Raw genomic sequence first — 22,096 nt, forward strand, 5'->3', positions numbered from 1 at the left:
GGGTGGTGCGTTCGGTGTTCGGTTCGAAACCGGCGTTGCGGCAGTGGTCGATGAGGAGGTCGGTGTAGCCGGAGCGGCCGGGGGTGCCCCAGACCAGGAAGGACTCGTGGGCGAGTTCGGGCAGGGCCACGGATGTGCGGGCGGCCAGGGGGTGGTCGTGGGCGACGGCGATGTGCAGGCGCTGGTGGCCAAGGGTGGTGCGGGTCAGGCCGTGGGCGGGCGTCATTCCGCGGCACAGGCCGATGTCGAGGTCGCCGGCGAGGAGGGCGGCGGTCAGCTCGGAGGGATAGCGCTGGTGGATCTCGGGAGTGAGGTCGGGGTGGGCTTCGGTCACCGGTGCGAGGAGGGTCACGAGTTCGTCGCCGGTGACGGCGGGGGTGTAGCCGATGCGGAGCGTCTGGGTCTCGCCGCGGCCGATGTGCCGGGCGCGGTGCAGGGCGGCGCGGGCCATGCCGTTGAGGACGCGGGCGTCCTCGAGCAGGGCGGCTCCGGCGGGCAGTACGGTGACGCCCGCGCTGCCGCGCTCCAGCAGCGGAACCCCGACTTCGCGTTCGAGGACCCGGATGGAGGTGGACAGGGCCTGCTGGGACAGGTGAAGCCGGGCGGCGGCGCGGGTGAGGCTGCCTTCCTCCGCGACGGCGATCAGGTGGTCGAGTTTGTTCAGGTCCAGGCGCACCTCAACGCCTCTCGGCTCGATGGTGGACGGTGAAGAGGTCGGCTGCCAGTGTGGCGGCCCCGCCAGGCCCATGCCCAGGGCGGGTGCCGCCGATTCCCGGGGCGGCGCCGCCGATTTTCAGGGCGACCACGCCGCTTCGTTCCCCCCAGGGCGGGTGCGCTGAAGCCGGAGCCGGCCCACGAGTGCACCGGCGGCTGCCGGCGGGGTGTGTCCACCGCTCCGGTACGGGGCCCGCTGCAGTGTCCCCAGCATCGGGACCGCGGTCACCACGGGGCGGCGGCCGCCGGTCCGGCACCTCGGGTGGAGAGGTGTCCGTGGTGTTCGGCGGCGTCCGGAGCCGTCTCCAGGCCCGCGCCGGTCGCGGCCAGCGCGGCGAAGACCACGTAGTGGCCATAGCCCCGGACCAAGGCGGTGCGCAGCGTGGTCGGACAGCGGGCACCGTGGGTCACTCGGATGTGCGCCCACCACTACCTCCTGGTGTTGCGTGCAGGGCGCCGACGCCGGCGGCTCCCGGCCGGTAGCCGGTCGGGGCGCCCCACCGGGAGGGCACGCCGGGGCGCCCCGCCGGCGGAACCCGCCCGTGCCGGGAGTCGGCCGGGAAGGCGCGCCGGGAGGGTACGCCGGGAAGGCGCGCCGGGAGGGCACGGGGTCAGCGGGTGGTGTAGCCGCCGTTGGGGAACATCGTCTGACCGGTGAACCACCAGCCTTCGGTGGCCAGGAACCTGATGATCGGGACGATGTCCTCGATGTGGGTGAGCTGGTTGCCCATCGCCTGCGACTTGTGGAACTCCACCCGCTCCGGGGTCTCCTGACCGTAGAAGAACGGCGTGTCCATCGGCCCCGGAGCCACCGTGTTCACGGAGATCCCGCGGTCCGCGAACTCCTTGGCCGCCGCCCGGGTGAAGTGCTCCAGCGGCGCCTTGCCTCCGGCGTAGGTGGAGTAGCCGTCGGTGAAGGCGGCCAGCAGGGACGTGCCCAGGCTGATGATCTTGCCGTGGTCGTTCAGCCGGCGCCCGGCCTCCTGGATGAAGAAGTACGCCGCCTTGGCGTTGATGCCGAACATGCGGTCGTACTCTTCCTCGGTGGTCTCCAGGATCGGCTTGCGCAGCACCATCCCGGTGGTGTTGACCGCGATGTCGGCGCCACCGTAGGTGTCCACCGCCGTGTCGAAGAGCCGCCGTACGTCGGCGACCTTCGTCAGGTCCCCCTGGACGGGGACGGCCTGCCCTCCGGCCTCCTGGATCGCCTGCACCGTCTGCTCGGCGTCGCTCTCGGAGCTGTGGTAGTGCACGACCACCTTTGCCCCGGCCTCTGCGAACGTCCTGCTGATCAGCCCGCCCAGGTTCTTCTCGCCACCGCCGACGACGGCGACCTTGTCCCGCAACGTGTTCTCAGTCATGCTCCGCACTCCCTCGCATCCGTGCCGACGATCGGCTTGATCACCTGCTACGGACGAGCCTAGGCAGACATTACGGGCATCGGGTAACAAAAGTTTCGGGTCGCTCCACAAACATCATCGGTACCCCGGTCAGCGGACTGGCCCGCTGGGAACGGCTGACTCCCGTCTCCTCACAGCGCGGCCGGCAGCGTGCAGCACACCGGCCCGCCCGCCGCCCGCAGGTCCGACGGGTACTCCTTCGGCGCCCGTGCCCGCCAGGCCGCCACCCGCTTCTCCGGCACGTCCCCGAACAGCTCCGGCTGCAACTCCGCGCGCGCACCCGCTGGAGCGTGTTCACCTGCGCCCGCAGGCTCTCCCGCCCCGGCGCGCCCGGGTCCGCCCTCAACTCGGTGACGAACGTTCCCCCGCCGCCCGAGCCGTTCTGCCTCGCGCCGGCGTTCTCGACAACCAGGCCATCCAGCCGGGACCGGGCCGCCCAGCCGCGACCGGGTCGCCCAGCCGGGGGCCGGGCCGCCGCCGACAGCCGGCCCACCGGGGCCGCACAGAACCGTTCCTCGAACAGGCAAACCGCCGACCCCGCCAGGCGGGCGACACGCCCGGCGCCGGTGACGCACGCTTCGGTCGGCGCTTGCGGCAGCGTACCTACCAGCTCGGGCGTATGCGCGCCCTCACCCTCACCCCCGGCCCGCGCCGCGCACCTGGACCCCGAGGCGCCTCGCGGGGGGTCTGCTGGTCTCCGGGAGCGGGTCACCCATTCTCTCCCCCCCCCGCGAGGCCGCCGACGGTGCGGGGCAACCGTTCGGGCATGGTGCGGATGCCTGCCGAGCCGATGCGAAAAGTGCCTTCCAACCGGCACGGAAGAGGCCCTCAACAAGCCTCGTAGTTCGTGGTCGGGAGGCGCTTTCGCGTTCACGGCAGGGTGACCGCGTAAGGCGTTTCCGAGGGATCGCGTTACGGCCGTCAGTGACCCTGCAACCAGGCGTTCGTTAAGCGGGTGACCATCTTCAGCACCCTTGGAGGAACCATGACAACCGATCAGCTGGACCCGGTCGTGGCGAAGTTCGTGGAGGCGCTCAATGCTGGCGACAGCAACGAACTCTTGGGCCTGCTCACACCAAATGCGACCATGAGCGACGACGGCGTCGATCGCGATCCCGACAGCTGGCTCCAAAGCGAGGCATTCGGCAGCGACGGCCGTATGGACGTGGAATCGATCGCAGACGGCGGGACCGCGTTGGTGGCCAACTTCACCAACGACCGCTGGGGCGCCATGCGCACCTTCTGGCGCTTCACCGTGTCCGGCGACAAGATCTCCCGTTTCGAGACCGGACAAGCCTGAGCGAGACCAATCCCGCGGCCACAACCATGGCCAGGGTCCACAGACTGTCCGACGTGTCACCTACAGACTGCCTGACGCGTTACCTACGCAGCCATAGCCGGATCGCGGCGAGGACGACCGTGCAGTGGAAGACGTACGCTCTCCTGTCGTACCTGTCGCCCCGGCTCAGGAGCCCTAGGGCGCGCTGATCGTCCGTTCGACCTCGTTCCTGCGACACACCGTGCCCGGTCGAAGCCGGTGGGACGACCGCCCCGGCTGCCACGCCGCTGCCGGTTGGCGCGCTGATCCCTGGTCTCGGCAAGCCTGTCCGCGAATGCGGCGCGGAGCCTGTCGCCGTGTTCGCGTAGCAGGGCCTTTCGCCAGCCGGTCGGCGAGGGCGTCTCCTACGCCGGGGTGCCCATCGAGCGGGGCCGCCAGGCGCTGCTGCGGGCCCGTACCGGGCGCCAGCCGTGCTGAGCCCGGCACCCCCGGATCCCCGTCGGGGATGCCGACTGAAGGGTCCTGGTCCTCCGAACGGGCCTGGCCGTCGCTCGTACCGCTGACGGTGCGGCTCGTTGGAGGTCGTGAGGTATGACGAAATCGGCCGAGGCGCCCCCATTCCCCGCTGGGAAACCCGGCTGCGCACCACACTGCTCACGTTCACGCTGCTCACCGCGGCAGTGGTCGCGGCGTGGCTGGTCGCGCACTGACTCTTCAGAGAGAGGGGAGGGCCTGCTAACCGGGCAGGCAGGACCCTCCCCGCACCCGCACAGAGGAATGCGCCACCGGCACAACGACCGTCACCTCCCCGAATCACTCGTTCACACCGCGGGGCCTGCCCCGGTGCGTGGTAGGTCTCGGTCATGGTGCGGATGCCCGCCGAGCCGGTCGACACCTTCGCGCTGCGGCCGGGTGGGCGGCGGAGCCGAAGTGGGTCAGTTCTCCAGACGCTTGACAGGTGTTTCCTCTGGGTGAGGTGGAGGTGTTCCCTGCGGCCCTCTGAGCCGTCACCCGGTGCGCGTGACCCGTTTCCGGCCAGGTTTGCGCGTCGCCATCAGCGCTGGTCGAGGGCGGCGGCGAGCTGGCTCATGACGCGCTGCCAGTGCTCCCGTTGCCGTTGGCGTTCTTCGGCGCTCGCCAGGTGCTCCTGGTGGAAGCGGAGCATCGTCCGGGCCCCGTCGGCGGCGGGGGCGAGGGCGACCTGGAGCGTGGTGGTGCCATGGGTGACGCGGATCTTCTTGCCGAGGTGGTAGCCGCGCACCTCACCTGTCACCCCTTCGGCCGTCCGGTAGGGAGTGCCGCGTTCGGGGGTGAGGGCCGCGCCGGGGCCGAGCCACAGGGCGAGCCCATCAGGGCTGCTGAGGAAGTCCCAGACGAGGGGCGCGGGGTGGGGCAGCGTGCGGGACACGCCGATCTGCCAGCCGGCATCCTTGGTGAGTCCTGTGGGCATGGCGGTCATCCTTCCTCGGTGTGGCGGGCGCGCAGCGCCCTGACCTTGTGGCGGTTGCCGCAGTGCTCCATGGAGCACCATCGGCGGCGGCCGGGGCGTGAAGTGTCGACGTAGACGAGGTGGCAGTCCTCGGCGGCGCAGGTGCGGATGCGGTGCGCGAAGGGGCCGGTCAGCAACTCGACGGCGTCCCGCGCGACGGTGGCCGTCAGGTGCGTGCCGCTGAGGTTCCCGGTCCACTGCCGCGTCCCGTCCGGGGCGATGGCGGGGGCGAGGGCCGGCCGGGCGGCGGCCTCGTTGAGGGGCTCCAGGTCGCCGGGCGGGTGCAGCTCGCCGCGCGTGTGGGCGAGGACGACGCGGAACAGCGCGTCGCGCAGTCGTCGCGCGCCGGCCACCTCCTCCGCCGAGATCTCCAGCGCGGGCGTCGGGGTCAGCCGCGACCGGTCCGCCCAGGCGGCCAGGTCGGCGGGCTCGTGCAGGGCCTCGTACCGGCGGTAGGGGCCGGGGCCGCCGGTGGTGAGCAGTTCCAGGCACAGTGCGCCGGGGTCGAACCGGTAGGCGACGCCTGCCCTTCACGAAGGCGCTGACTGTCTGCCCGGCAAGGCCGGTGCTTCCCCCGGCACCGGAACCGTTGCCGCACGCGGCAAGAGCCCAGGCTCCGATACCGGCGTATACGTACCGCAACGCGGTACGCCGGCCCACCGCCCGCATCACGGTCCGCATCTGACGACGTCTCGTCACGCCACTCATCGCAACCCACCCAGCCCCCATGCGTCGACGCTCTTGCCCCAAGGATGCTCCCGTCCGCCCGCGCGAACCAGATCGCCACCGGCACGAGCCGGACCGTAACCAGGCCCCGGAGCAGGCCCGGAGGCCTTCTGGCGGATCTCAGCAGCGGAGTGGATCAGTGCGCTAGGGCGTGTCCGGGAACCGTGTCCGGGAACCGTGTGCGGTTGCGTCCCGGCCTGCTCTCTTTGATCTTGGCCGACGGCTGCCTGATCGATCGGCCTGTGGGCGAGTGCTGCCGTTCATCGATCGCGCTACTCCTGCACGGTCGTGGTCTGCTGTTGTCGCAGACGGTCACTTTCTCTGCAATCGATGCTCAGTGCGGTGGGCGTCGGTAGACTGCCGCCCGCTCCCGGTTACCGGGGCAGAGGCGATCGTGACCAGACAGAGGCGCCATGCGGGGCGCCCGCCCGCGGAGGCGAGGGCGCTGGTCGGGCGGCGGGCCGAGCCTCCCTGGCACCAGGCCCTGCGGACCGCGATCGGCTGGAGCCACCAGCTGTGCCGCCCTTCCGCCCGCCTGCTGTGGGCCCGGCTGTCGGCCTTCGCCGACGGCTTCGACGCCGAGGCGGCCCGCCAGGTCTGCGTCGACGAACACCTCCCGGCCGAGCAGATCCCGGACCTGCTCGCCGCGCTGGCCGACTAGTCGATCCTGACCTGGTAGCCCACCGGTGGTGGCGAGCGCTACCGGATGCTGGACACCATCCGCGAGTTCGGCGCCGGCTGGCTGCACCGACTGGGCGAGGAGCGCGTGCTGCGCCGCTGTCACCGGGACTACTACCTGGCCCTGGCCCAGCGGGCGGATGCCGCCTGGATCGGACCCGGCCAGATCGCCTGGTACGAGCGGACGCGGGCCGAGTACGCCAACCTGCGGGCCGTACTGGACTTCTGCCTCGCCGAGCAGACCTGGCACACCCTCGGCACCCCACAGATGGGCTCGCCCCAACTCATCGCCGCCCGCCAGGCGTGCGAGAAACAGGCCCGCCACCTCATCGGCGACGCCGCCTACGAGACCGCGTTCCGCGCCGGCTACGACACCGACACCGCCATCACCTACGCCCTCCACACACCCGACGCCGCCTCACCGCACGCCGCGGTCGACTGACAAGCCCTGGACCCCAACGAACTGCAGCGCCTGGTCCTCGAAGCCATCGACCCGTATCCCGACCACCGGGCGCTCACGGCTTTCCTCGACGACGAGCGGAAGCATCCGCCCGACCCGCTGCTGCGCCTCCCGCTGTGTCCGAGCACTGTGAACCACGGATCTCAGTACTCGGCGATGTCTATGCCCAGACCAGCCCGAGGCCGGTGAGCTGGCGCGCCGGCTCTTGGTGTCCGGCTCACCTCTTGCCTCGCTCATGGGCCCTCGGGCGGTTTTCAGTGGTCGTCCCAGTGCCCGTCGTGTGCGGCATGCCGGTGCCCGTCGTGGACGTAGTCGACGTGGTCGCCGTGGGGCACCGCGACGTGGCCGCAACCGGTCTGGTGCTCGTGTGTGTGCTGCTCGTGGGCGGTGTGCCCTGCGGTCTCGCATTCGTCGGTGTGGTCCCCGTGCACGCGGTGAAGGTGCCCGTCGTGGACGTAGTCGACATGGTCGGCGTGCGGTACCTCCACATGGCCGCAGCCACTGCCGTGCCGATGGGAGTGGTCGGCGTGCGGGGTATGCGCGGTGGTGGTCATGGCGCCTCCTTCAGCCGTCCCGCTCCTTTGAGTCTCCTCCCGGCGGCCAGGCCCGACACGCCACGAACCGGCCGCTCTGAGGGCCCGCACTGGGCGGAGGTGGTCAAGGAGAATGCGGAAGTCGTGCGGATGCACGACTCGGGCCCCGAGTTCGCGTGCTCGTTGAGCCTTGCCGACGTCCACTGTCCCGTCGCTGACGTGGAGCGCGGTCTTCGACGACATCGATCCGGGGACCTTCCGTCACGGAAGGACCGCGTCTCGGCTCAGCCTCGCTCCTTCGACGCGTTGCCCTCGATGGCCTCGACGACCTTCTTCGCCGTGGCCTTGGCCGAACCCGGGTTCTGACCGGTGACGAGATTGCCGTCGGTGACGACGTAGGAGACGAACGGCAGTGTCGCCTTCCGGTAGAGCGCGCCGCGCTGCTTGGCCTTCTCCTCGGCGTTGTAGGGGACCAGCTTGTCGACGCGGGCGAGGACCTCCTCGGTCCAGGCGAATCCCGTCATCTTGCGGCCGGCGATGAGGTAGGAGTCGTCGGAGAGCCGGGTGTTGAGCAGGCCGCAGTAGCCATGGCAGACCGAGGAGACGATGTCGCCGCGCTCGTAGATCTCGCGGGTGATGCGCTGTAGGCCCTCGCTGTCGGGGAAGTCGTACATCACCGCGTGACCGCCGGTGAAGTAGATCGCGTCGTACTCTGATGAGTCGATCTGGTCCGGGCTCGCCGTGTTCTCGAGCATGGCCATCTTCTCGGGGTCGGCGCGCCAGGCCTTGGCGGTCTTGTCGTAGTTCGGGAACTTCAGCGCACGCGGCTCGAGGGGCACCGCGCCGCCGGCCGGGCTGACGAGCGTCTGCTCGTAGCCGTGTTCCTCGAAGACGTGCCAGGCGTGCGTGAGCTCGGAGAGCCACAGGCCAGTGGTGTGGGAAGGGTCGTCGTAGTGGCCGACGTTGGTGACGACGTTGAGGACGCGCTTGGTCATGGTTGATCTTCCTTCATACGGCCCGGGATGGCGAGGCGGCCGGCCGTCGTGGCTGGTGGTCGGTCAGCGGACGCCCAGGGCACGCAGCGTCTTGAATGCCCGGGTCAGGATCCGCGCCCACTGCTCGTGCTCGACTCCGCGGGGCGGGGTGAAGCCCTGGAGGCGCTGGTGGGCGACGGTCTGGGCTTCGGTGTACTTGAGCAGCCCGTCGGCGCCGTGACGGCGGCCGAGGCCCGAGTCGCCCATGCCGCCCATGGGGGCGTCGATGCTGCCCCAGGCGGCGGCGAACGCCTCGTTGACGTTGACGGTGCCGGCGTGGAGCCGTCCCGCGACCTTGCGGGCCTCGGTGCCGTTGCGGCCCCAGACGCTCGCGTTGAGGCCGTACGGCGTGGCGTTGGCCATCGCCACCGCCTCGTCGACCGACCGGTAGCGGTAGACCGACACCACGGGGCCGAACGTCTCGTGGTCGAACAGCGTCATCTCAGGGGTCACATCGGCCAGGATCGTCGGCTCGTAGAACAGTGGCCCGAGGTCGGGCCTGGCCTTGCCTCCGGCCAGCACGGTCGCGCCTTTCGACACCGCGTCGTCGACGTGCGAGCTGACGGTCTCGAGCTGCGAGGGGGTGGTCAGCGAGCCCATGTCCACCGAGAAGTCGTAGGCCGCGCCCAGGCGCATGGCACGGGCGCGTTCGACGAACGCGGTGACGAACGCGTCGTGGATCTCATCGGCGACGTAGAGCCGCTCGATGGACACGCACAGCTGCCCGGCCGAGGGGAAACAGGCGGCGACCGCACCGGCGGCGGCCTTCTCGATGTCGGCATCGGCGAGGACGACCATGGCGTTCTTGCCGCCGAGCTCCAGGGACGCGCCGATCAGCCGCTCACCCGCGTCGCGCGCGATCCGGCGCCCGCTGGCAGTGGAACCGGTGAACATCATGTAGTCCCCGCCTTCCATGAGCGCGTCTCCGATGGAGCTGCCACGGCCGACCACCATCTGCCAGACGTCGGCCGGCAGGCCGGCCTCGCGCATCAGGGCCAGCGCCCACAGCGCGGTCAGGGCGGTCTGGGTGTCGGGCTTCTGTACGACGGCGTTGCCGGCCATCAGGGCAGGGATGGCGTCGCCGGCGGCCATGCTGAGCGGGTAGTTCCAGGGCGAGATGACGGTGACGACGCCCTTGGGGTGGTGCAGTTCGGTGGTGTGGGTCAGCACCGGGATCGCGCCTTTGCGGCGCTTCGGTGAGAGCAGCCGCTGTGCGCTGCGCGCGTAATAGCGGGCGGTGATCGCGATGTCGCTGACCTCGAGGAACGCGTCGCGACGGGTCTTGCCGCTCTCGGCCTGCATCAGGTCGAGGGCTTCTTCCTGCCGCTGGAGGACGAGGTCGTGGAAGCGCAGCATGATGCGCTTGCGGTCGGCCACGGGGGTGGCCGCCCAGCCGGTCTGGGCAGCGCGTGCCCGGGCGAAGGCATCCTCGACGTCGTCGGGGGTGGAGACCGGCAGGTCCGCGAGCGGTGCGCCGGTGTACGGCGAGGTAGTGGCGACCCGCTGGGCGCGGGCACCGGCGGCCACCAGGGTGGCCAGGCGGGCGACCCGGGACGGTGTCAGCCATGCCGGGAGGGCGGCCTCGGCGGGGGCGGTGTCGGTGGTGGTCATCGTGGTCTCAGCTCCGGTCCTGGATGGCGGTGGGCACGGGCATGTGCAGCGCCAGCTGGCCCTCGGTCGTGACGTCGAGCTGGATCGTGCGGACCGGCTTCAGTGAGCGCAGGTCGTCGCTCATCCGGCCCTTGCCGAGCTGCAGGTCCAAGCGGCGGGGGAACCGTGTGGTTCCCGAGGAGAGCATGTTGATCTGGCTGGTCGTGGAGTGCCAGGCACCGTCGATGGTGGTGTAGGAGGTGAGAGTCGAGACGTGTTCGCCGGTGGGCCGGGCGGTCTGCTTCGGGGTGGGCGCCGACAGGGCGAGGTCAAGGCCGCCCTGGTCGTTGGCGACCCTGGTGGAGGTGCGCGCGGTGTCGATGTCGACGTCGAGCTCGGTGACCCACTTGGGGAACCCATAGCCGTCGTGGCCGCGCACCTGCGCGATCTCGGTGTTGACCGGGAGCGAGAGGACGTAGGAGTGCAGGGAGTCGTTCTTGAGCCCGGTGACCAGGTCGAGCAGGCCCAGCCCGCCGTGCCGCGCGGGCTTCACGGCGATGCCGACCGCGGCCTCGGTATAGAAGTCGATGTCGCACACGTCGTACCGAAAGGCCATCACGGAGACGATCCCGAGCCCCGGGGCGATCTCCAGCGGGTCCAGCTCCCGGGGCAGGCGGGCCCGGATCGCCTTGGTCGGCGCGAGCATCGTGAGCCGGGTCGTGGAGATGCGGTAGTAGAAGTTCGGCGTCAGCGTGGGTCCGATGCGGGAGTCCACGCGGCTTTTCGGCATCCGGCGGAAGAAGTCGACGCTGCTGACCCGCGGGTCCCGCTCGACCTCGTCGAGGTCGGTGTCCATGCGGAACCGGTCGTAGAGGCCGCCTTCGGGGACGGTGACGAGACGCCCTCCGAGATCGACCTCTACAGTCCGGTCGCGGTCGGTCGGCGTGGTGGTCGATGCCATGGGCTCTCTCCTCCGATGTAAGCGGTGTTAACACTGAGGATTGCACGGCATGTGAGCACCGTCAACAATGGAGGATGTGAGGCGCGTGACGAGCGGGTGGCGCGCGTCAGGAGCCGACCGACGTGATGGCGAGGAAGGCGCTGCGCACCCGGTCGGCGACCTCCTCGCCCGACGCGGCCTGCAGCTTGCCGTCGAGGTACAGGCAGGCCAGCCCGTGGGCGAGCCCCCAGCCGGCCGACGCCAGGGCAGAGGCGTCCGCGTCGGGGAAGACGCGATCGAGCGCGTCGGCCAGCAGCTCGTGCAGGGCGTCGGCAGCCTTGACCCGCTCGTCGTCGGCGTCGTCGCACGGCTTGCCGAACATCACACGGAACAGGGCCGGGCGCCGCAGCGCGAAGGCGACGTAGGTGACGGCGAACTCGGCCAGGTCCGGGAGCGAGGCGGGCAGGTCGCGCCCGTCGCCCAGGTTTGCCAGCAGGTCCCGGAAACCCTCGACGGCCAGCGCGGACTCCAGAGCGTCGCGGTCCTTGAAGTGGCGATACGGCGCGGTCGGCGACACGCCGGCCCGGCGCGCGACGGCGCGCAGCGAGAAGGGCTCGCCGCCCTCCAGCATCTCCATCGCGGTCGACAGCAGCGCCGCCCGCAGGTCGCCGTGGTGGTAGCCGCTCTTCTCTGATGTTGACATTGCTTACTTCGCCCTCCTATGCTTTGTTAGCGCTGTAAACATAGTGTACGTCCGAAGGAACCGAGACCCGCTGGCATGGGCCCGCATGGCGCTCACCGGCCGACTGCCGTACGCGGTCGACCAGCCGATCACCACGCCGGCCCTCGTCATCAGCTTGGGCGACGACACGTTGTCGCCGGTCGGGGCAGTCGACGACCTCGCTCATCGCCTCTTCTCGTGCACCTCGGTGGCACGCTGGCACCACACCGGCGACCGGGTGCCCGAAGGCTCGGCCAACGACCACTTCGGCTGGGTCCGCACGCCGGCCGCGGTGGTCGACCGCACCCGTGGTGGCACGACGCCGCTCGCAGCTGGGCTGTCGTCGGCACCCGCACCATCCACCTCAAGGAGATCCCATGCAGACCGTTCTCGGCGTCGGCGGGCCGATCGCCGACGAGCTCGTGAACGAGCTCCACCGCAACCACACCAAGGAAATCCGCCTCGTCAGCCGCAAGCCGTCGAGGGTGAACGACACCGATGACCTCGTGGCCGCAGACCTCACCGACGCCGACGCCACCAGCCGTGCCGTCGCGGGCAGCGATATCGCCTACCTCACCGTCGGCCTGCCCTTGGACTCGGAGCTGTGGGAGCGACAGTTCCCCGTCATGATGCGCAACGTCATCGACGCTTGCGCCGAACACGGCACGAAGCTCGTCTTCTTCGACAACACCTACATGTATCCCGGAACGTCGACGCCCCAGACCGAGTCGACAGCATTCGCGCCGGGCGGACGCAAGGGACGGGTCCGCGCACAGATCGCCACCATGCTGCTGGAGGCCATGCGGGCCGACCGCGTCGAAGCGCTGATCGGCCGAGCGCCCGAGTTCTACGGTCCCGGCCGGACGAAGAGCTACACGAACTCGCTGGTGTTCGACCGGATCAAGGCGGGCAAGCGGCCCTTCGTCCCGGTCGACGCCCGTGCCAAGCGGTCCCTGATCTGGACCCCCGACGCGAGCCGCGCTCTCGCCCTGCTCGGCAACACGCCGGATGCCTACGGCCAGACGTGGCACCTGCCGGTCGACCCGGACCGGCAGTCCTACGCCCAGCTCATCGACTTCGCCGGCGAGGTCGCCGGCCGCAAGATCGGCTACACGGTGCTGCCGATGCTCGCCTTCCGCCTCGGGCGCCGCTTCGTCAAGCCGCTCGACGAGATGTACGAGCTGCTCGTCCGCTACCGGGACGACAACATCTTCGACAGCTCGAAGTTCGCGGCCCGCTTTCCCGAATTCCAGGTCACGAGCTATCGGGAGGGAGTGGAGCGGATCCTCGCCGGCTGACCCGTCGGCAGGTCCTCCTGATGGCTGACTCGTGCCGCGATGCCGAACCGGCTGCGGTACTCCGACGGTGTGACGCCCGTCGCCCGCTGGAAGAGCCGACGGAAGTTCGACACGTCCAGGTAGCCGACGCTGCGGGAGATCTGGGCGACCGGCTCGTTGGTCAGCTCCAGGGACTCGCGTGCCTTCGCGATGCGCGCCGCCTGAATGTACTCCGTCGCGGTCAGGCCCGTAGCCTCCTTGAACCGTCGCTGGAAGGTGCGCGGGTGCATGGCCGCGGTCTGCGCGAGGTGCTCGACGGAGTGGGGCTCATGGAGGCAGGCGTGCAGCCGGGTCTGCACCTCGCGGATGTCGGGGTCGCCGTGCTGGAGTCGGGGCGTGAACTCCTGGTAGAGGGACTGCCGTCGGCGCGGCGGGTCGGCGAGGACGAAGCGTGCCGTGTGCAGCATGACGCTGGGACCGAGCATCCGGTCCACGAGGGTGAGGCCCAGGTCGACCCACGCCAGGATCCCCGCGGCCGTCACGATGTCGATGTCGTCGATCACCATGCGTGAGGCGTCCACCCGAACCTTCGGGTGTCGGCGCGCCAGCTCCTCGGCGAACGCCCAGTGGGTCGTGGCATCCCGGGAGTCGAGCAGGCGGGTCTCGGCGAGGACGAAGACGCCCGCGCACACGGCACAGAGGGTGGTGCCCTCGGACCGGAGCCCGACAAGCCAATCGGTGAGCTCGCTGACCGACGTCATCAGCTCGGGTACGACGAGGCTCGGCGGGATGATGACGTGGCTGAGCCGGTGCGGAAGCTCAGGATGAGTGTCCGAGGTGCAGACCATGACCGGCCCGTCGTCGGTGATGGACACCGCCCAGGTGCTGACCCGGATCACGCTCGGAGGGTCGGCCGACTCCACGGCGTACTCGCTGGCGACACGGAAGATGTCCCGGAGGCCATGGATCGCCGACACCTGGCAGTCGTCGTACTCCAGCAGGCCGACCTCACCGACGACCCGCGCTCCGGTCTCGTCGACGTGTGGACCTGTCGCGCTCGGGCTCATCGTGTCTCCTCGAAGTCCGTGTTCCGCGCAGCGATGGGCGGCAGACCCTGCCGAGTCTGCCGCCCATGTTCCTGGAAGCGGTCACTCCTGGTGGAGAGCGTCTCGCAGCGCGTCGACGGACAGCTTCCGTGCGACGTTGGTGGCCGGGGTGTCCCGCAGGCTGTCCAACAGCATGAAGTCGTGGACGGTCCCGCTGACGCGGACGGCCGTCACCTCGACGCCGGCCTCACGGAGCTTGTTGGCGTACAGCTCGCCCCCGTCCCGCAGGACATCGGCCTCCGCCGTGATGACGAGGGCGGGCGGCAGCCCCTCGAGGTCCTCGAGGGTCGCCCGCAGCGGCGAGGCGTACTTCTCCTCGCGCTTGGTCTCGTCGGTCGTGTACGCGTCCCAGAACCACTTCATCCCGTCGCGGGTGAGGTAGTAGTGCTCCGCGAACTGGTGGTAGGACTGTGTATCGAAGTCCGGCCCGGTCACGGGGTAGAGCAGGATCTGCGCCTTGAGCGGGAGCCCGCCGCGGTCCTTGTCCATCTGCGCGAAGACCGCGGACATGCATCCGCCGACCGACTCGCCGGCGACGGCGACGCGGGAGGTGTCGAGGCCGTGGTCGGCGCCGTTCTCCCGCAGCCACTGGCCGACGGCGTAGTTCTGCTCGACCTGCGTGGGGTACCCCATCTCGGGCGCCCAGTCGTAGACCGGGAAGACGCCGGCGGCACCGGCCCCGACGGTGAGCTCGCGGAAGAGGCGGTCGTGGGTCTTGTCGTCGCCGAAGACCCACCCAGCGCCGTGGATGTAGAAGACCACGGGCAGAGCGCCCGTGGCGCCCTTGGGCTTGATGATGCGGGTGCGGACGGTGCCCCACTCGCCGGCGTCGACCTCGACCCACTCCTCGTCGACGTCCGGGCGCTCGACGCCCTCGCCGCTCTGCAGGTCGCTGAGGATCTTGCGCCCCTCCTCGGGCGGAAGCTCGTAGATCCGCGGGTGTGGGTCGGTGCCGTCGGCGAGCTCCTTGGCCTCGGGCTCCAGGTACGGCGTGGTGGGGGCTGGAAGGTCAGTCATCGCTGATCCTTTCCTCGAATGCCGGTCGCTTGCCTCATCGACGCTACGGACGGTCCGCGTCCAGGCCGAGTGCCGCGAACGACTCCCTTCGAGGTGATCGCGACACCCGTTCTGAGGTGCGGCCTGATGAGCGGAAAATCGGGCGAGCGGAGAACAGGAGCCCCGGGAGTGCGGCCGACGGGGCTCTCACCTCAGCAATCCCCAGTCGCAGCGCAACGGCCGTCCGAGCTCAACCTCGACGACTACGCCGACCTCCCCGGCGCGATCCCTACGGGCTGGCCGCGCCTCGACCTGCCGTTCGAAGTCGCCCGTTCCCAGTAGATCTTGAGCAAGTTTACTTTTGCTCAAGATTGGCTGCATCTCGACATCACACCTCACCACCGAGAGCAACCGCGCACTCACCGAGGAAGAGCGCGAAGCCATCGGCGGAATGCCCATCGAGGGCCCCGGCGACGACCAGGACCAGGGCGGCGCGCCGGTGGCTTCAGCTGGTCCTTGTGGCAGTGCGCCTACCAGCTTGGGCGTATGCGCGTCCTCACCCTCACCCCCCGGCCCGCCACGGGCCGCGTACCTGGACCTCGAGGCGCCTCGCGCGGTGGTCCGCTGGGACGGCCGGCGTTGGAAGCCGGTCGCGATTGTCGGCAACGTCGCCGCCGCTCAGGTCCTGATGTGCCCGGCCGAGCCCGGTCCGGAGCGCTGGTGAGCCGGTGGTCGGAACTCTCCGCGGTCTCGCCGTGGCCGCGTACGGCGAGAGCGGGACGCGCCTGGGGGACGTCATGAGCGCAACGCCTGAGCACGCGCCCGCATCGCCGCCGGTCCTGGCCCCGGCGGCCGCCGTGCAGCTGCTCGCGCGGATCCGTGCCGACCGTCGGGCCGACCGCCTTCCTCGCCTCCGGCGGGGACGACTTCGGCTTCGTCGACCTCGACGACATCCTCGGACCCCGCCGGTGAGCGATGTGGCCTGGTCCATCCGGCTGTCCGCGCGAAGGCCGGCCAGGCGCTGCGTGAGCTGCCCGCCCACGGCCGGGAAATAGCCCGCGACGTCCTCGGCATCGCCCCCCCGCACCCCATGGGGCTGGCCCCGATAGGACCGCAGCGACCCCGAACTCGAAGACGTCCGCTGCGCCTCGATCGGACCGCTGGCCGTCATCTACTGGATCAACCGCCGCGCGCGGCACCTGTCCATCCTGGACGTCACCTGGCTGGGCTGATCAGAGCTGCGCGTCGCCATGACGTACGGATCGAGGCGAATACCGCTACGGCGCTGGGGGAGGCAACAGACCGCACGCTTGCGCGCGCAGCACTGTGGCCAGGCGATCTCTGGTGCCCATCCTGCGATAGATGTTCTCGATGTGCCGGTGAACCGTGCGTGTCGCGATCCCCAGACGCCGCCCGATGGCGTCAGCGGTCAACGACCGGGAGAGTAGCTCCAGGACGCTGATCTCCCGTGGTGTCAGCCTGAAGGCAACGGCGCGCTGGTCCGGGTCAGGCTGTCCGGGACGTGTCGTTGTTTGTCGCCATCGGGTAAGTAATTCGTACTGTCGCTCGATGCCGTCCAACAGGGGTTGCAGCCGCAGGGCGTGAGCGATGTCTGTGTAGGTGAAGTCGGATGCCGAACGGTAGATCAGGTAGCCCTTGACGGTTCCGGAGCCGGGGGGCAGCGGTACTCCCAGGATGTGATCGGTACCGAAAGCCCTTCGTGCGACCTGTGCGGCTGTACTTGCACGCCATGCCCTCCCGCCCATGATCTGGCGAGCGGTCCGGGGGTGGCGTCCTTGGTTGCCCGGTAGTCGTCGATCCATGGATAGCCGCGGCGGATCACCCTGCCTGTCTGGTCGTCGATGTCGACCGCCGCTCCGCCCTCGGGTGTCCATATGTGGATCGTGCCGGTGCTTTCGGTCCAGTCCTCCGATTTGCGGACGATGAAGTCGCCACCGCACGCCCGCGGAAGCTCTGCTCTGATCAGTGGCCACAGCGGCCAGGATGTCTTTCGTGCAGCGCGGCAATGGCCAGGTCCAGCATCCGTTCGTAGGCGCGCGTGAGCATCCGCGACATCTCCCCCGTTGTCGATGCGTAGATCTACCCATACCACCGTTAGAAGATCCACGAGAGAGTGGCATCTGGACACGGCCGTGGGCCGGGCCGGTCCCGCGGCCACGAACAATCGATCCGACTCATGGGGGAACAGATGCTTCATACCATGCGCCGTAAGGCCATCGCCGCGCTGACGGTGCTCACCGCCGTCGGTGCTCTCGGGGCCGCTGCCGTGCCGGCCAATGCCTCGGACGTCTCCGGCTTCCGTTTCACGCCGGCGCAGGCGCAAGAACCGGTGAAGGTGAAGGGAGCGGCCTCGTGCGAAGCGATGGTCGCCGGCTACGGATATCCGGTGAGGCCGAAGACGAAGGCGGCCTGCGCCAATGCCGAGCCGGAGCCGGCTCCGTACGGGAAGCGGCTTGAGTGCCAGCTGGGGCTGGAGGCAGCCGGGCTGACCGCGAACGAGGCGATCGGCGCCTGCTGGGCCCGGCCGTAGCGTGGCGTCTCCCCGGCCGGGAGACGGTCTCCCGAAACGTGGAGCCGCGGCTGACGCAAGGTAAGGCCCCGGGGACAGGAACACCCAGCAGCCCGCCGGGGCCGGCCTTGTCCACGTCGGTGTGGCCTCCCGGTCGGTAGTCGGCGTTGCTGCTGCCGGCCGGGGCTGTGGCGGAGTGAGTCCGCCGTTTCGGTGTCAGTACGGTTGATGCCGATGTCGCTGATGCAGATGTGGGGGCGCGGAGGGGCGGCGGAGTCGGTCCGCCGGTCGGCTGCCGTTAACCACTGTGCGCTGACCCGGCTGAGGCACGGTGTCGGGTGTTCTATGCGCTGCCTACCGTTCGGTCACGTGCCTTCCTGGCATCGCACGGCACCGGGCTGGCAGGGACGGTGAGCCGTTCGTCACCGCAAGGCACGATACGCAAGGTGCGCTCCAGCCAGGCCGAGACCGGCGCGGCCGGCGCACGTACGACGTCGCGGCCGTCCGGCGCGGTGAGCGCCATCCAGACCTCCGGACGGTTCCCCCGAAGCCGAGCCGGCCAGATCGTCACGTCCCCCGTCCCGCTGGGGCGGTAGAGGCCGTCTATGAGCAGGCCGCGGGCGAACGTCCACTCGACGGGGGGCGGAGAGTCGATGTGGAAGGCGACGCGGACCGCGTAGGGATCACTGGTCCGATAGCACAGGAGGGAGGGGACCGCGACGGGGAAGCGGATCACAGCTCTCGTCGTGCGAACGAGCTCGCATTCGAGGCCGCGCTCCACTACGCGGTCATCCTCACGGTGATCCTCAACATCATGCCGTACTGAGCGGCCATTGTCGGGCACTTGGGCACTCCTCACTCGTGCGTGGCGACTTCCGGCAACTACTCAACGCAACGGCGGAATCGCCGGATAGCGTCCGCTGGACCTGAGGTTGCTTAATCCGCTTAGACCGGCCGGAGGCGTGCTGCGCATGAGAAATGAGGCCCTGGACCGGGCCATTCGTGAATCCGGTTACAGCTACGCGGAACTGGCACGCCAGATCCGCGCCGTGGCGGGCGAGAACGGCGTGACGGTGCGGACCAACTCCTCTGCGGTGGCGCACTGGGTCGCCGGCACCCGGCCCGCACGCAGGACGGCCGACCTGATCGCCGAGGCGCTGGCGCGGAAGCTCCAACGTCCGATCACTCCAGTGCAATTAGGGCTGCAGCCGGCCGAGAAGGAGGCTGCGGACACCTCACTGGGACTGCACGTGGACCGCGATCCGCTGGACGTGCTGACCATGCTGGGCAGGGCCGACATCGAGCGTCGCCCCGAAGCCCACGCCGCCCCGTACACCGTTGCGACCGGATCGCTCGTGCTGGATCTCGACGCCCAGGCGGCAGCGCGCGCCACCACGGCGCGCCGGACGGGGACCGCGGGCGAGCCAGAGGTACGCGCCGTCCGGGAGATGACCGAACTGTTCACCGCTGTCGACGAACGCCACGGGGGCCGGCACGGCCGGTCGGCTCTGGTGCAGTACCTGACCAGTGATGTGGCCGCGCTGTGCCGGGCGCGGTTCCGCAGCGAGGAACTCCAGCAGCAAATGCTCTCGGCTGCCGCGTGCGTCGCCTACCTGGCGGGCTGGAAGGCCTATGACGCCGGGGAGCAGGGGCTGGCCCAGAGGTACTACCTGCAGGCGTACCGGCTCACCCGGGAAGCCGGCAATGACCTGCACGGAGCGTTCGTGCTGCGGGTGCTGGCACACCACGCTATGGAGACGGGCCGGTCCGAACACGCCCTGGCGCTCGTCGACGCCGCGCTGCAGCGGGCCCGCGGGCGCACGGACCCCGCGACGGAGGCGCTCTACGTCGCCACCAGGGCCCGTGCCCTGGCGATGGAGGGCCGGCGGCGCGAAGCCGTTGCCGAAGCGGCCCACGCCGCCCGGCTCGTGGACGGGGCCGATGAACGGGAGATGCCCTTCTGGGCCGCGCTGTGGGGTTCCCCCAGCGCATGCGTGCGGACCCACACGGCCAAGGCGGCCGAGCACATGGGCTCGTACGACATCGCCGAGCAGCACTTCAGCCAGGCGGTATGGAACCGGACGGACACCGATCTGCGGCGCATCACCGCCCTCAGCCACGCCCACGCCGGATCCATGCAATGCCGCCAAGGACTGGTGGAGCAAGCCTGCCGTACCTGGAGCGGGACGCTGCAGATGATGGACGGAGTACGGTCGGTCCGAGTACGGCGAGCCGTTGCCACCATGACCCGGGACCTGGCTCCCTACCAGCGACGCAAGGTCCCGGCCGCCCTTGAGCTGGGCGAAAAGATCCGCCTGTGGTCCCAGGAGGGCCCGTGACAGTCGTCAACCACAACGAGCGGCCCGACCCCGAGAGGGCGACGGCGGCCCTCAATCGCATCACCGCGGCCGGGCTGATCGGCACCGTCATCGAGTACTACGACTTCTTCCTCTACGCCACCGCCGCAGCCCTCGTCTTCGGCCCGGTGTACTTCCCGCACTTCGCACCCGCCACGGCAACCCTGGCCTCCATGGCCACCTTCGCCACCGGCTTCCTGGCCCGCCCCCTGGGAGCAGCCCTGTTCGGACACATCGGCGACCGGCTGGGGCGCCGCACCCTGCTGCTGGGGACCGTGCTGACCACGGGCGGCGCCACCGTCGGCATGGGACTGCTGCCCGGCTACCAGGAACTGGGCCTGGCAGCTCCCGTATGCCTGGTCGCCCTGCGACTGCTGCAAGGGGTGGGCATCGGCGGCGAGTGGACCGGAGCCGTGGTGCTCGCGACCGAGCATGCGCCGGCCCGGCGACGGGGGCTCTGGGCCTCCTTCCCCCAGATCGGTCCCGCCCTGGGGTTCCTGCTCGCCAACGGAAGCCTGCTGGCCCTCACGGCAACGCTCGACGCACAGGAATTCCAGGCCTGGGGCTGGCGCGTGCCGTTCTGGTGCGCCGGACTGCTGACCCTCATCGGATACGTACTCCGCTCCTCGATCCTGGAATCCCCGGCCTTCCGCGCCCTCGCCGAAGACCGGGCTCTGTCCCGCGCGCCCGTCCTCCAGGTCATCGGGCATCACAGCGGGCGGGTCCTGCTCATCGCCGGCGCGGTCACCTGCGCCTATGCCGTTCACTACACGGTGACGACCTGGGCGATGTCCCACGCCACGACCACCATGGGGCTCGACCCGACCGGGACCCTGCTGTCCGTCACGATCGCCATGACGGTCATGGCGGCGACCACACCACTTGCCGCCGCACTCGGTGACCGCTTCGGACGCCGCAGACTCGGCATCATCGGCTGCACCGCCATGGCCGCCCTGATGCTGCCCTACCTGGCACTCCTGCAGACCGGCAGCCTCCTCGCCCTCACCGCCGGCACCACCGTCGAGCTGCTGGCCCTGGTCACCATGCTCGGTGTCCAAGGCGCGTACATTCCCGAACTGTTCGACGCCCGCATCCGGAGCACAGGCACCGCCGTCGCCTACAACATCGGCGCCGTGTTCGGCGGCGGCCTGACACCGCTCGTGAACAGCCGACTGTCCGAGATCACCGCAACCGGCTTCCCCTGGCTGACCGCCGCTTACGTGATCTGTCTCTGCGGGGCGAGCCTGCTCTGCCTGCTGCGCCTCCCCAGCACACAACCGCCATCCGAAGACCGGCACAGACCGGCCTCGATCCTGGCGGCTGACGGTGAGCACCCCGCAGGCTGTGCAGCGCGGTCCGCAACCAGGCGTACGTGAGGGGTGCAGCGCACCTGCTGGTCAGGCGAGGAGCGGATCCTCGCGTACGGGCTGCCGGCCGCGGAGGGCAAGAAGGACGAGCCCCGTGGCCGGCTTCGCCCGCGCGTACGGCTTCGACGTCGACCGGCCCGTCCAGTGGGAAGTCGAAGCCCTGGACCCAACGCACTGCAGCGCCTGGTCCTCGAAGCCATCGACCCGTGCATCGACCAGCAGGCGCTCGCTGCCGTCCTCGCCGAGGAGCAGCGGCAGCGCGGCAGCGGCGTCAGCTGGCACTGCGTGAACGTCAGGAGTGGGCCTCGCCGGCAACGGCACCTGGGGCAACGGCGACGGGGCCATGCGGGGGAGGCTGCGGCGTGCCGCCCGCTCCAGAGAATCGAACGGGCGTATCATTCTGGCGTGGCCGAGTACGACTTCCCCGAGGATTTGATCGCCGCCCAGCTGGAGATGCACCGGACCCGCGCCGCCTACCGGGCGCTGTGCGAGACGCTGCCGTGGTCGGTGGTGCCGCTGCCCGGGTACGAGCGCCCTGAGGGGCACCATTACCCCTTCCGGCGGGAGGACTCGCCCGGCTACACCGAGGAGCAGGCCGAGCAGGAGGCCCGGCTGCGCGCCCGCATGCGGGAGCTGTCCATCCAGATCGGCACGCACCCCTTCTGGGACACCCTCTCCGGCCCCGACGTCGTCGCCGCCCGCAGCGCCCTGAAGCACGTCCACGACACCCCCGCCGACGAGGCGGACGCGGCAGCCTAGCCGTGTACGAGGAACCCGGGCCCTTGCGGACGGCGAGCCACCGTCGCAGCCGCCCACGCCACCGATCCGCATCGTTCTGCGCGACGGCCAGGAGCTGGTCGGCCGGCTGCTGCGCCGCTGGCAGGGCAACACCACCGCCT

26 protein-coding genes and 1 pseudogene are annotated in these 22,096 nt (G+C 70.1%); 10 read left to right on the forward strand and 17 right to left on the reverse strand.

Translation table 11 applies throughout. The features are described from left to right. The 4 genes from C3486_RS32235 to C3486_RS38350 all read right to left on the reverse strand — a co-directional run. Positions 1-676: LysR family transcriptional regulator (locus tag C3486_RS32235; protein WP_103836412.1), on the reverse strand; the 676-nt coding region annotated here is incomplete at its 3' end. A gap of 263 nt (positions 677-939) precedes the next feature. Further along, positions 940-1,125 (reverse strand): hypothetical protein, encoded by a 186-nt coding sequence (locus tag C3486_RS32240; protein WP_103836413.1) that lies wholly within the window; start codon positions 1,123-1,125, stop codon positions 940-942. 200 nt (positions 1,126-1,325) lie between these two features. Next, positions 1,326-2,075 carry an SDR family oxidoreductase gene (locus C3486_RS32245; RefSeq protein WP_103836414.1) on the reverse strand — a complete coding sequence of 250 codons (750 nt, stop codon included), beginning with the start codon at positions 2,073-2,075 and terminating at the stop codon, positions 1,326-1,328. Positions 2,076-2,245: 170 nt separating this feature from the next. Then, a complete protein-coding gene (locus C3486_RS38350; RefSeq protein ID WP_258053136.1) occupies positions 2,246-2,380 on the reverse strand; it encodes a hypothetical protein in 135 nt (44 codons plus the stop codon). Between the two features lie 689 nt (positions 2,381-3,069). Between C3486_RS38350 and C3486_RS32250 the strand changes: the two genes are divergently transcribed. Further along, on the forward strand, positions 3,070-3,414 hold the full coding sequence (locus tag C3486_RS32250) for a nuclear transport factor 2 family protein (protein ID WP_374936949.1): 345 nt from the start codon (positions 3,070-3,072) through the stop codon (positions 3,412-3,414). A 79-nt stretch (positions 3,415-3,493) separates the two neighbouring features. Here the strand turns inward: C3486_RS32250 and C3486_RS38355 are convergent. Further along, positions 3,494-3,716, reverse strand: a pseudogene (locus C3486_RS38355) (IS5/IS1182 family transposase); the annotation flags it as partial. Positions 3,717-3,977: 261 nt separating this feature from the next. On the opposite strand from C3486_RS38355, the gene C3486_RS38360 reads away from it, so the two are divergent. Beyond that, complete coding sequence (locus C3486_RS38360; protein ID WP_258053137.1) at positions 3,978-4,103, forward strand: hypothetical protein; 126 nt, start codon at positions 3,978-3,980, stop codon at positions 4,101-4,103. Positions 4,104-4,447: 344 nt separating this feature from the next. On the opposite strand, the gene C3486_RS32255 is transcribed toward C3486_RS38360, so the two are convergent. Both C3486_RS32255 and C3486_RS32260 read right to left on the reverse strand, forming a co-directional pair. After that, a complete protein-coding gene (locus C3486_RS32255; protein ID WP_103836432.1) occupies positions 4,448-4,843 on the reverse strand; it encodes an SRPBCC domain-containing protein in 396 nt (131 codons plus the stop codon). A 5-nt stretch (positions 4,844-4,848) separates the two neighbouring features. Then, the gene (locus C3486_RS32260) at positions 4,849-5,376 is read right to left on the reverse strand and encodes an ABATE domain-containing protein (RefSeq protein WP_103836416.1); all 528 of its coding nucleotides are present in this window, start codon (positions 5,374-5,376) and stop codon (positions 4,849-4,851) included. Positions 5,377-6,002: 626 nt separating this feature from the next. On the opposite strand from C3486_RS32260, the gene C3486_RS32265 reads away from it, so the two are divergent. After that, a complete protein-coding gene (locus C3486_RS32265; protein WP_103836417.1) occupies positions 6,003-6,269 on the forward strand; it encodes a hypothetical protein in 267 nt (88 codons plus the stop codon). Between the two features lie 45 nt (positions 6,270-6,314). Further along, positions 6,315-6,728, forward strand: a complete 414-nt coding sequence (locus C3486_RS32270; protein WP_103836418.1) for a hypothetical protein — start codon at positions 6,315-6,317, stop codon at positions 6,726-6,728. Between the two features lie 272 nt (positions 6,729-7,000). Here the strand turns inward: C3486_RS32270 and C3486_RS32280 are convergent, their stop codons facing one another. The 5 genes from C3486_RS32280 to C3486_RS32300 form a co-directional block, all read right to left on the reverse strand. After that, complete coding sequence (locus tag C3486_RS32280) at positions 7,001-7,300, reverse strand: hypothetical protein (protein WP_103836420.1); 300 nt, start codon at positions 7,298-7,300, stop codon at positions 7,001-7,003. Between the two features lie 263 nt (positions 7,301-7,563). Continuing rightward, a complete protein-coding gene (locus C3486_RS32285; RefSeq protein ID WP_103836421.1) occupies positions 7,564-8,274 on the reverse strand; it encodes a type 1 glutamine amidotransferase domain-containing protein in 711 nt (236 codons plus the stop codon). A gap of 63 nt (positions 8,275-8,337) precedes the next feature. Further along, positions 8,338-9,924, reverse strand: a complete 1,587-nt coding sequence (locus C3486_RS32290) for a succinic semialdehyde dehydrogenase (RefSeq protein WP_103836422.1) — start codon at positions 9,922-9,924, stop codon at positions 8,338-8,340. Between the two features lie 7 nt (positions 9,925-9,931). Then, positions 9,932-10,864 carry an acetoacetate decarboxylase family protein gene (locus C3486_RS32295; RefSeq protein ID WP_103836423.1) on the reverse strand — a complete coding sequence of 311 codons (933 nt, stop codon included), beginning with the start codon at positions 10,862-10,864 and terminating at the stop codon, positions 9,932-9,934. Positions 10,865-10,970: 106 nt separating this feature from the next. Then, positions 10,971-11,546, reverse strand: a complete 576-nt coding sequence (locus C3486_RS32300) for a TetR/AcrR family transcriptional regulator (protein WP_103836424.1) — start codon at positions 11,544-11,546, stop codon at positions 10,971-10,973. Positions 11,547-11,941: 395 nt separating this feature from the next. On the opposite strand from C3486_RS32300, the gene C3486_RS32305 reads away from it, so the two are divergent. Beyond that, positions 11,942-12,862, forward strand: coding sequence for an NAD-dependent epimerase/dehydratase family protein (locus C3486_RS32305; protein WP_103836425.1), 921 nt, complete (start codon positions 11,942-11,944; stop codon positions 12,860-12,862). Here the strand turns inward: C3486_RS32305 and C3486_RS32310 are convergent. Both C3486_RS32310 and C3486_RS32315 read right to left on the reverse strand, forming a co-directional pair. Continuing rightward, positions 12,826-13,908: a GlxA family transcriptional regulator gene (locus C3486_RS32310; RefSeq protein WP_103836426.1), complete on the reverse strand. Its 1,083-nt coding sequence runs from the start codon at positions 13,906-13,908 to the stop codon at positions 12,826-12,828. The genes C3486_RS32305 and C3486_RS32310 overlap by 37 nt on opposite strands. 81 nt (positions 13,909-13,989) lie before the next feature. After that, entirely contained in the window at positions 13,990-14,964 is a 975-nt protein-coding gene (locus C3486_RS32315; RefSeq protein ID WP_103836427.1) for an alpha/beta hydrolase, read from the reverse strand. A gap of 430 nt (positions 14,965-15,394) precedes the next feature. Between C3486_RS32315 and C3486_RS38855 the strand changes: the two genes are divergently transcribed. Continuing rightward, complete coding sequence (locus C3486_RS38855; RefSeq protein ID WP_374936950.1) at positions 15,395-15,667, forward strand: DUF6087 family protein; 273 nt, start codon at positions 15,395-15,397, stop codon at positions 15,665-15,667. Between the two features lie 553 nt (positions 15,668-16,220). Here the strand turns inward: C3486_RS38855 and C3486_RS38660 are convergent. Then, positions 16,221-17,084: a LuxR C-terminal-related transcriptional regulator gene (locus tag C3486_RS38660; protein ID WP_308461281.1), complete on the reverse strand. Its 864-nt coding sequence runs from the start codon at positions 17,082-17,084 to the stop codon at positions 16,221-16,223. 56 nt (positions 17,085-17,140) lie between these two features. Here C3486_RS38660 and C3486_RS32335 point away from each other — a divergent pair, with 56 nt between their 5' ends. After that, positions 17,141-17,494 carry a hypothetical protein gene (locus C3486_RS32335; protein WP_146075103.1) on the forward strand — a complete coding sequence of 118 codons (354 nt, stop codon included), beginning with the start codon at positions 17,141-17,143 and terminating at the stop codon, positions 17,492-17,494. A 322-nt stretch (positions 17,495-17,816) separates the two neighbouring features. On the opposite strand, the gene C3486_RS32340 is transcribed toward C3486_RS32335, so the two are convergent. Beyond that, entirely contained in the window at positions 17,817-18,317 is a 501-nt protein-coding gene (locus tag C3486_RS32340) for an SsgA family sporulation/cell division regulator (RefSeq protein WP_258053139.1), read from the reverse strand. A 127-nt stretch (positions 18,318-18,444) separates the two neighbouring features. Between C3486_RS32340 and C3486_RS32345 the strand changes: the two genes are divergently transcribed. Beyond that, a complete protein-coding gene (locus tag C3486_RS32345; RefSeq protein ID WP_103836430.1) occupies positions 18,445-19,812 on the forward strand; it encodes a hypothetical protein in 1,368 nt (455 codons plus the stop codon). Continuing rightward, entirely contained in the window at positions 19,809-21,206 is a 1,398-nt protein-coding gene (locus C3486_RS32350; protein WP_103836431.1) for an MFS transporter, read from the forward strand. Before C3486_RS32345 ends, C3486_RS32350 begins: the two co-directional genes overlap by 4 nt. Before the next feature lie 21 nt (positions 21,207-21,227). On the opposite strand, the gene C3486_RS37570 is transcribed toward C3486_RS32350, so the two are convergent. Beyond that, positions 21,228-21,479, reverse strand: coding sequence for a hypothetical protein (locus C3486_RS37570; protein ID WP_181138765.1), 252 nt, complete (start codon positions 21,477-21,479; stop codon positions 21,228-21,230). A 123-nt stretch (positions 21,480-21,602) separates the two neighbouring features. Between C3486_RS37570 and C3486_RS32360 the strand changes: the two genes are divergently transcribed. Further along, entirely contained in the window at positions 21,603-21,956 is a 354-nt protein-coding gene (locus C3486_RS32360; RefSeq protein ID WP_103836433.1) for a hypothetical protein, read from the forward strand. The last annotated feature ends 140 nt before the right edge of the window (positions 21,957-22,096 follow it).

The sequence above is a fragment of the Streptomyces sp. Ru73 genome, from assembly GCF_002920575.1.
Classification (GTDB): domain Bacteria; phylum Actinomycetota; class Actinomycetes; order Streptomycetales; family Streptomycetaceae; genus Streptomyces.